Origin of the sequence: Martinezella hainanensis (genome assembly GCF_900094555.1) — a bacterium.
Lineage (GTDB): Bacteria > Pseudomonadota > Alphaproteobacteria > Rhizobiales > Rhizobiaceae > Rhizobium > Rhizobium hainanense.
Window position 1 is genome coordinate 263,734 of the sequence record NZ_FMAC01000005.1, and the last position, 13,311, is coordinate 277,044.

The window sequence follows — 13,311 nt, forward strand, 5'->3', positions numbered from 1 at the left end:
TGATCCGTTGTTGAAAGGGTTATTTCACCGCGCCGGCCATCAGCCCGCGCATGTAGTAGCGTTGCAGAAGCAGGAAGACGATGACACAGGGGATGGTCATGACGGCGATGCCGGCCTGGACTGCCCCCCAGTTGACGGCGCCGAGGCGGCCGGTCCTGACGGCGATCATCAGCACCGGCAGGGTGAATTTCTCGTTGCTCGACAGGAGCACCAATGCCGCGAGGAATTCGTTCCAGGCATTGAGGAAGGCGAAGATCGCAACGGTTGCGACACCCGGCAGCACCAGGGGGAAGAGGACGCGGAACAGCAGCTTCAGATCGCGGGCGCCATCGATGCGCGCCGCCTCCTCGATTTCCTTCGGCACGGCATCGAAGGCGTTGCGCATCATGAAGACCGAGAAGGGTAGCTGCAGCGTCACATAGACGAGCGTCAGTCCGATCAGCGAGTTGTTGAGGCCGAGCCTTGCCAGGATGATGAAGAGCGGCGTCAGGATCGACTGGAAGGGGATCATCAGCGTCGCGATGATCAGGATGAAGAGCGCGCCCTTGAAAGGGAAGCGATAGCGGGAGAAGCCGTAGCCCGCAAGCAGGCTGACGATGACGGTCAAAAGGACGGTCGCGACCGAGACGAAAAGCGAGTTCAGCGTATGCTGCACGACGCCCGCCCCAAAGCCATCAAGCGAGCGATAGGCATCGAAGCTGAAGCCGGTCGTCGGCCATGGCGGCAGCGGCGGAAGGCTCGCCTCGGTTCCATGCCGGAACGACGACAGCAGCGCGATCGCGAACGGTGCAAAGAAAAAGATGATGATGACGACGCCGATGCCGTGATAGCCGATGCCGCCCCAGAGCTTGCGCCTAGCGCGGCGCTCTCTTGCGGTGGTCATGGCTTGTCCTCCCCGACACGAAGCAGCCAGAGCTGGACGATGCTGATCAGCACCAGGATGACGAGGAGCGCGATGGAGAGCGCTGCACCATAGCCGAGGTTGAAGGACACGAAGGACTGGTTGAAGATGTAATAGACCACCGAAATCATCCGGTTCTGCGGGCCACCTGATGTCATGATGTAGAACTGGTCGAAGGCGAGCACCGAGCCGGTGATGGAAATTATCAACGCGAGTGCGATCGTGCGGCGCATCAGCGGCAGGGTCAAATGCCGGAAGCGCTGCCAGCGCTTGGCGCCATCGATGCGGGCGGCCTCGGTCAGTTCGGAGGGGATCGCCTGCAGGCCGGTCAAAAGAATGATCATGGTGAAGCCGGCGATCTTCCAGACGACCATGACGATGATCGTTGCGAATGCCATGTCGAAATCGGCAAGCAGGTTCGGTCTCTTGTCGACGAGACCGAGCGCCAGCGCGACAGGAGCGAAGAAGCCACTATCGACATTGGCGAGCCAGACCCAGAGCAGCGAGGCGGTCGCAAGTCCGACCACGACCGGAAGGAAGATGATCGTGCGGTAGAAGCCGACGAACGGCCGATGTTTCTCGACGAAGAAGGCAAGCGGGAAGGCGACGGCGAAGATCGCTATGGTGACGACGACGGTGTAGTAGGCGGTGAAGCGCAACGCCGCCATGAAGCGCATATCGGAGAACATGCGCGTGTAGTTGCCGAAGCCGATCCAGCGGGGATTGCCGAGCAATGGCCAATTGTGGAAACTCATCCAGAATGTAAAGACTACGGGCAGAACGAAGAAGACGATGACGAGCGCCATGGCCGGCGCGATATAGAGAAACCCGTGCCAACTGGCACGTCTTCGCCGTTTTAGCGGACGCGCGGCTACGATAGCTCCAGGGCCAGCCATGGAATGCTCCCGATATTGTGATGGAGGAACCGGGGAGTTCAAAAGCTCCCCGGCGTGGATGAGTTTACTGCTGTTGGGCGTTGTCGATGATCGACTGCATCTCCGATTGGGCGTTGGAGAAAGCGCCATCGACATCGCTGCCGAAGATGGCTGCGTTGGTGAAGCCGGCCCATGGACCGTTGGCGCTGTTGATCAGGTCGTTGAACTGCAGCGTATAGGGCGTCTTGGCGATCGAGATTGCCTTCAGCCCGATCTGCATGCGGGGATCAAGACCTTGCAGCACCTGGTCGGCGATATCGCCGCGCGTTGGCAGGCTGCCGTATTTCGCCATGATCTTCTGCCCCTCGAGCGAATAGGTGTATTCGAGGAACTTCTTCACTGCATCGAGCTTCTTCGTGCCCTTGGAGATGACGAAATTGTCACCGCCGGCAAAGGATGATGGCTTGCCATCGACGCCGGGGATCAACGTCACGCCGAAGTGGATGTTGGGATATTGCGTGATCAGCGTGCCGATCGAAAAAGCGCCGATACTCTGCTGGCCGATCTTGCCGTTGCTGATGCTGAGGAAATTGGCGCCTGTGTCGCTTGCAGCTCCTGCCGGCACCAGATCCTTCTTGACCATATCGCGATAGAAGCCAACGGCCTTGCGCATCTGCGGCGTATCGAGGGTCGCAGTCTTGCCGTCGGCCGAAAGAATGTCGGCACCTGCGCCCCAGACGAGTGGCGTAAAGGTGAAGATCATGCAGCCACCGCAGCCGCCACCGGAGAAATAGAAGCCATAGGTATCGCCGCCGATCGCGCGGATCTTTTCGGCATTCTGCTCGATCTCTTCCCAGGTCGTCGGAGCCTTTTCCGGATCAAGGCCTGCCTGCTTGTAGAGATCCTTGTTCCAGGCAAAGACCGAGGTTTCGACGGACAATGGCAGGCCGTAGATGTGGCTGTCATAGGTGCCGAGCTTCACATGTGAGGGCGACAGCGAATTGAAATAGGGCAGGCTTTTGGCCCAATCTGTGAGATCCGCGAGCTGGCCGGCGGCGGCAAAGGCTGGTGTATAGATGAGGTCCATCGAGAGCGCATCGGGCGCCTGACCGCCGGCAATGGCGGTCGCGTATTTCTGCACGAGCTCCCCGAATGGCACCTCGGTCAGCGTGACCTTGTCGTCATGGCCGGCATTGTAGGCCTCGACGACTTTCTTGAAGGAATCACCGATGCCGCTTCGAACCCACATGGAGATGTTCTCGGCAGAGGCGCCGGAAGCAAGCATTAAGGATATGAGGCCAGTTGCGGCCAGAAATCGTTTCATCATCTTCTCCTCCCATGGGGCCACTCCCATCAGCCCCTTTTCCTTTATTCAACGATCGGGGCTTCCCCCGCATGATTGCCGGACGATAAGCTCGCACGGCAAAGTTCTGATACCGGGTTCGACGTCGCGTCCCTCAGCAAGCGCGAGAACCGTCAGCCCGGCCTCGCGGCCAAGCGCCTTGAGATTCATGTCGACCGTCGTCAGCGGCGGCCGGGTCTGGGCGGCGACGATCTCCCAATTGTCGAAGCCGACCACCGAGACATCCTCCGGCACCCGTACGCCGCGCTCGCGAAGCGCATCGACGATCGCGCGGGCAATCTGGTCGTTGCCGCAGAAGATCGCGTCCGGCTTCGCTCCGTCCATGCTCCATAGCCGTGCCACAGCTTCATGACCCCAGGCCTCGGACCACATGCCGTACAGGACCGGCAGCTCGTCCCCGGCGAGATCGCGATAGGCCTTGGCGCGCTCACGCACCGAAACGAAGCTTTCGGGACCGGTCACATGGGCAATCCGGCGTCGGCCAAGGCCCTGCAGCCATTCAACAGCAAGCGCCGCCCCCTGATAGTCGTCCGCGCAAAAGGTGACGCTTCCCGGCGCGCCCTCGGTGAATGCATAGATGACCGGGACCGGCAGATTGGACAGATCCACCGGCAGACGGCGATCGATCCGCTTTCCGGAGGCGATGATGCCGTCCACATGCTTGTCCAACATGGCGTCCACATGAACCTTTCCAAGTGCCGGATCGTCCTCGATCGTGCATAGAAAGACCGAGACACCGTGATCGACGAGCGCTTCCGTGATTCCGGCCATGACCGGCAGCGTAAAGCGGCCATATGTATCGTTGGTGAGAAGACCGATCGTAAACGTGCGATTGCTGAGCAATCCCTTGGCGAGCGCATTCGGACGGAAGCCGATCTCGGCAGCAGCACGCTTGACCCTTTCGCGGGTCTCGTCGCCCATGCGGCCGGTATTGTTCAAGGCCTTGGATGCCGTTGAAATGCTCACGCCTGCTGCCGCCGCAACGTCGTGAATCGTTGCGCGTCCGCTTTTCGCACGCTGATTTTCCAGATGTCTTCTCCCAATCGAGTTTCTTTGAGAAAAGCTTTTCTCAACCGAAGAGTCAACTAGAGAAAAGCTTTTCTCAAAAATTTCTGCGCGGAAGAGAAAGAGGCCGCAGGAAGCACGGTGCATGGACCACGTTGAAACGCGTGTTGAGCACTAGATCGATGTCAGGTCGGAGACTTGAGCAGGGCGTGGTCTTTCATCACCCGCCCTCGTGGTTCGAGGCTTCGGCACCTTCGACAAGCTCAGGAGCCTGCGCACCTCACCATGAGGGCTAACCTTCCGCGCAATACCGCACACAGAGCTGGCTTGCTGCGACGGGAACCGGTTTTATGCGAAGATGTGCGCTCCATCCTCACCCTGAGGAGCGAAGCCTCGAAGGGCGAGGATGGCCCGGGGTCTCTCATAAAAAAGCGGCGGCCGAGACCTTGCCGGTCCGGCCGCCGCGTCAATTTCAGATTGTCGGTGGTGTTAGCCGATCGTCATTAGGCTGGCATTGCCACCGGCTGCGGCAGTGTTGATCGACGTCGTCACCTCTTCAAGCAGCCAGTTGAGGCAATAGGCGTCGGCACTTTTGGCGATCTCTTCGCTCGAGGCCGCCTGCGTGAGAACCAGCGGGCCGGGAATTGCCGAAATCACCTTGATCGCCTGCTGGATCCGTTCGGCATCACCCTCGATGAGAGCGCCGGCAAAAGGTCCATCCACTGCCCAATCCTTCGTCCAGGAAATGCGGTTTGCCACCGGTGCCGGCAGTTTGCGAAGCTCGTCCTGCAGGCCCGAGGCCGCATCGATGACGATCGAATTGCCTGTTGCAAGCCCGGCCGCGATCTGGACATAGAGGCCGAGAGGCGTTTGCGGAACGAGCAGGATCCTGCCGCGCGGATGCAGCGCATAAAGGTTCAGTTCACCGACCGGACCTTGCAGCTCGGTATTGAAGCCGAGCGACGATTGGGCCGCGACAGCACGGGCCTGTTTGGCTGCGTCCGCAGCATCCTTGCCTTGGAGCCAGGCGATGAACTGCTGTGCAGCCGGATCAGTTTGCACCGAGGCATCGCGTAGCGCTTCGGTGGAGGAAGCGACGAGACGACGCAGATACATCGGGCCGCCTGCCTTCGGGCCTGTGCCGGAAAGGCCGCGCCCGCCGAAGGGCTGGACGCCGACGACTGCGCCGATGATGTTGCGGTTGACATAGAGATTGCCGGCGCGAACGTGCTCAGTGACATGGGCGATCGTATCGTCAAGGCGGGTATGCAAGCCGAAGGTCAAGCCATAGCCGGAGGCATTGATATCGGCAATCAGCTTGTCGAGCCCCTTGCGCTGGTAGCGCATGATGTGAAGGACTGGGCCGAATACCTCACGCTTGAGATCGCTCAGTTTCTTCAGTTCGATGATGGTGGGAGCAACGAAGGTGCCTTTGGCAGCGGTCGAGGGAAGATCGAGCTGTTCGACATTGCAGCCGAGCTGGCGCATGCGCTCGATATGGTCATCGATGCCGCGCTGGGCGTTGTCGTCGATGACCGGGCCGATATCGACGGCGAGCCGGTCGGTCTTGCCGACCGAGAGTTCGCGAAGCGCGCCGCGCAGCATGGTCAGGGTACGATCCGCCACTTCTTCCTGCAGGCAAAGAACGCGCAGTGCCGAGCAGCGCTGGCCGGCACTGTCGAAGGCCGAGGCGATGACGTCGCCGACAACCTGTTCGGCAAGAGCCGAGGAATCGACGATCATGCCGTTCTGGCCACCGGTTTCGGCGATCAGCGGGATCGGCTTGCCGAATTTCGAGAGCCGTTCTGCAAGCTGCGCCTGGATCAGGCGAGCGACTTCCGTGGAGCCAGTGAACATGACGCCGGCGGTTTCCGGGGCGCCGACGAGGGCGGCACCCATTCTGCCGCTGCCGGGTGCAAATTGCAGGACGTCACGCGGGATGCCGGCTTCATGCAGGATGCGGACACCCTGGGCGGCAATCAGCGGCGTATTGCCGGCAGGTTTCGCCACAACAGGATTGCCGGCAACCAATGCCGCGGCAACCTGGCCGGTGAAGATCGCCAGCGGGAAATTCCACGGGCTGATGCAGACGACGGGGCCAAGCGGCACGCTCTCCGGCGTCAGCACCTTGCGGGCCTGGGCGGCATAATAGCGAAGGAAGTCGATTGCTTCCCGGATTTCGCCGACGGCGTTTGCGGCCGATTTGCCGGCTTCGCGGATCGTCAGGCCGACGAGGGCGGGCATCTCGCTTTGCATGAGATCGGCGGCGCGTTCCAGGATGGTGGCGCGCTTGTCGGGGACTACGGTCGCCCAACGCTCGGCAGCCGCTGATGCAAGCCGCATGACGTCGGGCGCATCCTCCGGCTCCAGTTCGGTGACATGGCCGACGACGTCGGCATGGTCGGCGGGATTGAGAACGGCTCGGCTGATGCCGCGTTCGGAGCCATCGGCAAGGAGCGGCTTTGCAATCCAGTCCTTCGCCGCCGAGGCCTGCAGTTGCCCGGAGAGATCAGTGAGTGCCGTCTCGTTCGAAAGGTCGACGCCAGCGGAATTGCGCCGCGCGCCGCCGAACAGGTCAGCCGGCAGCGAGATCTTGTCGTGCTGAGCGCCGACAACCGTCATCGCGCGCACGCGCTCGACTGGATCGGCGATCAGCTCGGATACGGGAACGGCGGGATCGGCGATCTTGTTGACGAAGGAAGAGTTGGCGCCGTTCTCAAGCAGGCGCCGGACGAGATAGGCAAGCAGCGTCTCATGGGTGCCGACCGGTGCGTAAATGCGGCAGGGTCGGTTAAGATTCTGCGCGCCGACGACTTCTTCATAGAGCGGTTCGCCCATGCCGTGCAGGCACTGGAATTCATACTTGCCGACGAAGAAGTCGCCTCCGGCCATATGGTAGATGGTGGCCAAGCTCTGGGCATTGTGGGTGGCAAATTGCGGGAAGACCACATCGGTTGCTTCAAGCAGCTTCTTGGCACAGGCAACATAGGAAACGTCGGTATAGATCTTGCGGGTATAGACGGGAAAGCCTTCCAGGCCTTCCAGCTGCGCGCGCTTGATCTCGGCATCCCAATAGGCGCCCTTGACGAGGCGAACCATCAGGCGGTGCTTGGAACGGCGGGCAAGATCGATGATGAAATCGAGGACGAAGGGGCAGCGCTTGCCATAGGCCTGCACGACGAAGCCGATGCCGTCCCAGCCGGACAGATCCGGATCGAGGCAAAGTTCCTCCAGCAGATCGAGCGAGAGTTCGAGACGATCGGCCTCTTCGGCGTCGATGTTCAGGCCGATATTGTAGCCCTTGGAGAGCAGCGCCAGCGCCTTTACCTTCGGCAGAAGTTCGCTCATGACCCTGTCGGCCTGCGAGCGCGAATAGCGCGGATGCAGCGCGGAAAGCTTGATGGAGATGCCGGGGCCTTCATAGATGCCGCGGCCGGCAGATGCCTTGCCGATCGCATGAATGGCGTTTTCATAGTCTCGGTAGTAGCGCTCGGCATCGGCATGGGTGGTCGCGGCTTCGCCAAGCATGTCGTAGGAATAGCGGAACCCCTTGGCTTCGAGGGTGCGTGCGCGCTTCAACGCTTCATCGATGGTTTCGCCGGTGACAAACTGCTCGCCCATCATGCGCATGGCCATATCGACGCCACGGCGGATGACCGGCTCGCCGGCACGGGCGATCAGCTTTGTCAGTGCCGCGGAAAGCCCGCTTTCGTTGACGGTCGAGGTCAGTTTGCCTGTTACCACCAGCCCCCAGGTGGCAGCATTGACGAACATCGAGCGGCCGCCACCGATATGCGACTTCCAATCGCCGCCGGCGATCTTGTCGCGGATCAGCGCATCGCGGGTTGCCGTGTCGGGAATGCGCAGCAGCGCTTCGGCAAGGCACATCAGCGCAACGCCTTCCTGGCTGGAAAGAGAATACTCCTGCACAAGTCCCTCGACGCCGTCGCCCTTGTGCTTGGCGCGCAACGCTTCGATCAGCTTCTTGGCGGTCTTTCTTGCCGCCTCGCGGGTAGCCTCCGGCAAGGTGGCCGCTTCGATCAGGACCGGCAGGCACTCGGTTTCGGGAAGTCTATAAGCGGCGGTGATCGCCTGCCGGAGCGGGCTTTGCTCACGAATAGGCGGCGCGAAGTTTGAAAATGGGGCAACGTCTGGGGCTGGTTCTTCGGTAGCGAGCTTGGCAGAGACAGTCATGATAACCTCAAGGTGCAAGGGTCCCGATGGCTCATGTGGGCGTCAGCGATATCGCCCCACGCAGCCCTCCCGTTGCTTCGACGAGAACATACTTCATTCCAGGAAAGCGTTCCGCCTTGAAACTGCGGCTTTCCAGCCATATTGAACTTCAATAGACGCATTTTCAAATAGGAATGCCTGCAAAAATGACCAAATCCAGTGAAATTGATCAGTTCGATCAAAAGATCCTCGACGCGCTGGTCGAAGACGGCCGCATGTCGATCACGGAACTCTCCGAGCGGGTCGGCCTTTCCAAGACTCCATGCCAGGCGCGCCTGAAGAAACTGATTGATTCCGGCTATATCGATGGTTTCAAGGCAATCCTCAATCCGATCAAGCTCGGCCTCGATCACGTCGCCTTTGCCGAAGTGAAGCTGACGGATACGCGTGAAGAGGCTCTCCTCAGCTTCAACAATGCCATCAAGAAAATCAAGGAAATCGAAGAGTGCCACATGATCGCCGGCCGCTTCGATTATCTCCTCAAGGTGCGGACCTCTGATATTCGCCGCTACCGCATCGTTCTCGGTGAAAAGATCTCCAGTCTGCCCTTTGTGGCCAGTACATCGACCAATGTGGTGATGCAGTCGGTCAAGGAAAACTGGTCGTGAATTTGCATTCATTTTCATGCGCTTCGCTGCACATGTGACGAGGCTCCCGTCCGCCATCTCATCTTGCCGGCTAAACAATGACCTAGATTTCGCCATTCGAATCGGATCATTGCGAGGCGCTAAAATAAGTAAGATGGAGTACGCATGGAGACCAATGCCAACGACCGCGATCTTGTCGAGGTCATGAAGCGGTACTTTGCGGTGAAGGCCGAAGTCGAGGATGTCAGAAGCCGCCTGGAGGCGGCAAGGCGGGAGAGCGGCGAAGAGATCGGCGCATTCTATAATCCGCGCACCAACCAGAACCACGCCGCCGATATCGTCCGTTCCCACGCTCTCAAGCAGGAGATGGCGCGTCTGATGGAGTGGGCTGAGGCCTGGGGGCGGCAGAGCCTAGCGCCAGGCGAGGCCTGACGGTCGAATAAGAACCGCCAGGCCACGATCATGAGATCGGGTCGTTTCAGTTATCCGATTTCAGCTTTCCGCCGTTGCCAAGGACTTCTTCGAAATCTCGTTGATGACGATTCCCGCCGATTCCGGTGGGCGGACGAGCGTTTCGGTGGCAGCTCTAGTCCCGACCGGACAGCGCTGCAAGTGGCCCGACAAAATGTTGGTCGCAAAGAATTCAGGTATTCGCGCAAAGGCAAGCCTAGACGACAATCGATAGAATTCCAGTGTTGGCGATGGCCAAAGGTCTCAAACACACTGGGAGCTCATATTCATGACGATGCCTGAAGACACCAGGTTCAGCCTTACCAATTATTCCCGCGAAACGGACAATCCTTGCGGAGGTTATTGAGATGGCCGAGCAGAATTATGCGCCTCTGTCGCTTGTCGTCAGAATGCCGCTCGCGAGTTCATTCCATGATACTAGCGTGCAGCTACAGGATTGCAGCGTCGCGTTGACCCTCGATCTTGGCGGCGGCCCCAAAACCGCTGTGAGTGAACCGGAACCGATCGGTACATTCAATGGTTTGCCGGTGATGGCGCAAGTTCGCTTTAGCTATGACTATAACCGCAGCGAGAATGAACTCACCATTCATGGAAATGATGATCGCACGCGCGATCAGCTCCAGATCACGACATTCCTGCACAGCGACGCCAAGCAGCTCTCCAGTGGCACACAGCGACCGGAGTTTCACACGACCCCGAACGATGTCGGCATCAACCATCCCATCACCAACATCTGGGCAGATCATGTCGCGAAAACGCCACTGCTCGATCAGATGCTGCGGGAGACGGCCCATCGCTGCAATGACCTGTTGGTTGATGCCGCTATCGAGTGTGGTGTGGACAGCGTCTCCGAACTCGGGACAGCCCCGATCGTTACTCTCGACAATCTCGCCGACTACGAGCGCATGTATGGCAGGCCGGTCACGACGGAGGCCATCACCGATAAGGTTGCGGAGATTGCCGAGATGCAGGCCATCATATCCTCCACTTACGTCGGTGTCGTCACCTGGCGAGCGCGTCGTAACTTCGCCAACGTCATCGGCAGTACGCGCGACCCAAAGGTGGGGAGGTCCTCGTGGATTCGTTTGTGGAAAGAAAAATGCAACAGGGGAGAAAGACCCGAACGTTGCACATCTCATAATTGGTTCAGCAACCAGCGCCGCGACTGCCACGGTAGTCTTGTTGGCGGGCATGTGATTCCGGGAAGGGAGGCACTAGACGAACCGAATGGTGCAAGGGTTTTCATTTTTCCCATATGCAAGACGCACAATGCCAACGACGGTTGCTACATGCACGCGGTACGCAATACAAAAGGGGTCCAGCTGCGATATGGGCCAATACCGCTGGATGCTTTCCTGGAGGAATCGTCTGACGTGTGACTTTCGCCCGAAAGCAGGCGACGCTCCCATTACAGAGACGTCGGCGCATTCTGCAATCCACGCACCAATCTGAACCATGCTGCTGATATCATTCGTCGCGTGTTCTCATGCAGGAGATGGCGCGCATGATGAATTGGGTCTCGAGGGTGGAGGCGGTAGAATCTCACCCCGTACGTGGCCTGGCGGTCGAATGGGAACCGCCAGGCCACGAGCTTGAAATCGGGTCGTTTCAGCTATCCGATTTCAGCTTTCCTGCTGTTGCCCAGAACTCCTTCGAAATCTCGGTGATGATGATTTCGACCGATTCCGGCGGGCAAGCGAGTGTTTCGACAGCGGCCTTCGTTGCTTCGCGAACGAAAGCGCGCTTCTGGTCCTGTGTACGGCCGGGATGCATTTCCAAGCGCAGGATGGGCATGGTAACTCCTTGAGAGACTATCGCCTGACATCAGGCGTCCCGGACTATCTTGCAAAACCAGTTGGCGATAAATACGCTCCTATTTGCTTCATTCCGAACCTATAGGTATGCAATCATGGACAAGTTGGCAGGGATGGCCATGTTCGTCAGAGTGGTCGAGCAGGGCAGTTTTGCCGCCGCTGCCGACATCAGCCTGGTGTCGTCAGCTATGGTCGCCAAACATATCAGGACGATCGAACAACGGCTCGGCGCACGCCTGCTTCACCGCACCACACGCCGTCATCAACTGACCGAGGTCGGCAAACTTTATTACGAGCGCTGCAAGACGGTACTGGCGGAAGTGGAGCTTGCCGAGCAATCGGCATCCGAACTGCAATCAGCGCCGCGCGGGCGCCTGCGGCTCGTCGCCCCCGTCAGTTTCGGGACGCAAAGCCTCGTGCCGGCGCTCGTCGACTATCTGCATCAGAATCTTGACGTCAGCGTCGACCTGGCGCTCGACAATAATCCGCATGATCTGATCGGCGAAGGCTACGAACTCGGTATCCACATCGGCGATCTGACGGACACCAACCTTGTGGCTCGTCCGCTGAAGCCTTATCGGCGCGTGCTCGCGGCATCGCCGGATTATCTGGACCGCTGTGGCAGGCCGCAGATCCCCGAGGATCTCGTCAATCACATGTGTCTCGGCCATTCCTATTGGCGTCTGCAGGGCCGCTGGCATCTGGTCGGCCCGGAAGGAGAAACCCGCGAGATTACCATCAAGGGCAGGTTCACCACCAACCAGGGGGGAGCTCTGCGCGTTGCCGCCCTGCACGGAGCAGGTATCGCGTTGCAGCCGGAACTGCTTTTGGCTGCCGATCTCGATGCCGGCCGGCTTGAGGCGGTATTGCCTCTCTGGTCATACAAGCCGACACCGATGCATCTGGTCTATGCGCCGGATCGGCGCCCGACAGCCATGTTGCGTAGCGCCATCGATTTTCTCGTTGCTCGCTTTGGCTGACATCTCTCCTCTTTCATCGGATGCGAATCCATGATCAAAACTGATCATTGGCTTGGGTGAGGAGAACATGGTCAAGGTCACGTTGAAGGATGTGGCGGCTGCGGCAGGTGTGGGAGCAGCCACCGTCGAGCGTGCGCTCAACGGCCGCGGCAATGTTTTGCCGGAGACGGCGGAAAAGATATTCATCGCGGCCAAGCGGCTCGGCTATCGTACGCCGATTGCCGGAGCAAGGCATGGTCTGGTGCGGATCGAAGTCGTGTTGCTTCGACCTGAGACCTATTTCTACTCAAGGCTCAATCGCGCTTTCGAGCGTATCGCTGCCCTGCTCGACAAAGATATCCAGATCCAGCGGACCTTCGCCAGGGAAGACGATCCCGCCGACTTCTCGCGCCACATCGCCAATCCACAGGCGCGGCGCTCCGCCTTGATCGTCGTCGCGCCCGATCACCCCGATGTGGTCGGCAGCGTCCGCAAGGCTGCCAGCGGCGGCACACCTGTCGTCCAGATCATGACGCGGCCAGCGCTGGAACTGCCTTATGTCGGTATCGACAATGAAGCGGCCGGTCGCACTGCTGCCTTCTACATGGCGCGCATGCAGGCGGATATCTCAGGCACGTTCGTCGCGCTCTGCCACAGCGGCGCTTACGAGAACCACAAGGCACGCATCCGCGGCTTTTCCAACTATCTGCGCGATCATGCGAACCCCTTGCATCGTTTCGTCGAGGTCATGTTCGACGAGGACGATGAAATGAAGACGATCGAGCTGCTGACGAGCGCCTTCGCCAGATATCCCGACATTGCCGGCCTCTATAGCGCCGGCGGCGACAATGCAGCGATCGCGACCGTTTTGCGCCGGTATTGTCGGCGGCCGGTCTTCTGGGTTGGACATGAATTGTCCGATGTGACGCGCGCCTATCTCAAAGAAGGCCTGATGACCATCGTTCTTGACCAGGCTCCGGAGGTTCAGGCGCGCCGTGCCATCGATCTGACGCTGAAGCGACTGGGTCTGATCGATACCGATATCGACCCTGAGCCAGTCCGTTTTCTGACGGTTACCGCCGAAAACCTTTGACACAGGTTTG

The 13,311-nt window shown here is 59.5% G+C and carries 11 protein-coding genes; 5 read left to right on the plus strand and 6 right to left on the minus strand.

The window, feature by feature from the left end:
- Nucleotides 1-19: 19 nt before the first annotated feature.
- From GA0061100_RS17840 to putA, 5 genes are all read right to left on the minus strand, one after another.
- Nucleotides 20-883 (minus strand): carbohydrate ABC transporter permease, encoded by an 864-nt coding sequence (locus tag GA0061100_RS17840; RefSeq protein ID WP_075854050.1) that lies wholly within the window; start codon nucleotides 881-883, stop codon nucleotides 20-22.
- Nucleotides 880-1,797: a carbohydrate ABC transporter permease gene (locus GA0061100_RS17845; protein ID WP_075854051.1), complete on the minus strand. Its 918-nt coding sequence runs from the start codon at nucleotides 1,795-1,797 to the stop codon at nucleotides 880-882. The genes GA0061100_RS17840 and GA0061100_RS17845 overlap by 4 nt, the downstream gene beginning before the upstream one ends.
- 64 nt (nucleotides 1,798-1,861) lie before the next feature.
- Nucleotides 1,862-3,103, minus strand: coding sequence for an ABC transporter substrate-binding protein (locus GA0061100_RS17850; RefSeq protein ID WP_075854052.1), 1,242 nt, complete (start codon nucleotides 3,101-3,103; stop codon nucleotides 1,862-1,864).
- A gap of 45 nt (nucleotides 3,104-3,148) precedes the next feature.
- Complete coding sequence (locus GA0061100_RS17855; RefSeq protein WP_244557873.1) at nucleotides 3,149-4,105, minus strand: LacI family DNA-binding transcriptional regulator; 957 nt, start codon at nucleotides 4,103-4,105, stop codon at nucleotides 3,149-3,151.
- Between the two features lie 528 nt (nucleotides 4,106-4,633).
- Nucleotides 4,634-8,338: a trifunctional transcriptional regulator/proline dehydrogenase/L-glutamate gamma-semialdehyde dehydrogenase gene (gene putA, locus GA0061100_RS17860; RefSeq protein ID WP_075854053.1), complete on the minus strand. Its 3,705-nt coding sequence runs from the start codon at nucleotides 8,336-8,338 to the stop codon at nucleotides 4,634-4,636.
- A 185-nt stretch (nucleotides 8,339-8,523) separates the two neighbouring features.
- Here putA and GA0061100_RS17865 point away from each other — a divergent pair, with 185 nt between their 5' ends.
- From GA0061100_RS17865 to GA0061100_RS17875, 3 genes are all read left to right on the plus strand, one after another.
- Nucleotides 8,524-8,985 (plus strand): Lrp/AsnC family transcriptional regulator, encoded by a 462-nt coding sequence (locus tag GA0061100_RS17865; protein WP_015342703.1) that lies wholly within the window; start codon nucleotides 8,524-8,526, stop codon nucleotides 8,983-8,985.
- A 144-nt stretch (nucleotides 8,986-9,129) separates the two neighbouring features.
- Nucleotides 9,130-9,396: a hypothetical protein gene (locus GA0061100_RS17870; RefSeq protein WP_075854054.1), complete on the plus strand. Its 267-nt coding sequence runs from the start codon at nucleotides 9,130-9,132 to the stop codon at nucleotides 9,394-9,396.
- A gap of 386 nt (nucleotides 9,397-9,782) precedes the next feature.
- The gene (locus GA0061100_RS17875) at nucleotides 9,783-10,814 is read left to right on the plus strand and encodes a hypothetical protein (protein WP_075854055.1); all 1,032 of its coding nucleotides are present in this window, start codon (nucleotides 9,783-9,785) and stop codon (nucleotides 10,812-10,814) included.
- A 229-nt stretch (nucleotides 10,815-11,043) separates the two neighbouring features.
- Here the strand turns inward: GA0061100_RS17875 and GA0061100_RS17880 are convergent, their stop codons facing one another.
- Nucleotides 11,044-11,229, minus strand: a complete 186-nt coding sequence (locus GA0061100_RS17880; RefSeq protein ID WP_075854056.1) for a 4-oxalocrotonate tautomerase — start codon at nucleotides 11,227-11,229, stop codon at nucleotides 11,044-11,046.
- Between the two features lie 115 nt (nucleotides 11,230-11,344).
- Between GA0061100_RS17880 and GA0061100_RS17885 the strand changes: the two genes are divergently transcribed.
- Nucleotides 11,345-12,229 (plus strand): LysR family transcriptional regulator, encoded by an 885-nt coding sequence (locus tag GA0061100_RS17885; protein WP_075854057.1) that lies wholly within the window; start codon nucleotides 11,345-11,347, stop codon nucleotides 12,227-12,229.
- Nucleotides 12,230-12,296: 67 nt separating this feature from the next.
- Nucleotides 12,297-13,301, plus strand: a complete 1,005-nt coding sequence (locus GA0061100_RS17890) for a LacI family DNA-binding transcriptional regulator (protein WP_075854058.1) — start codon at nucleotides 12,297-12,299, stop codon at nucleotides 13,299-13,301.
- Nucleotides 13,302-13,311: the final 10 nt, after the last annotated feature.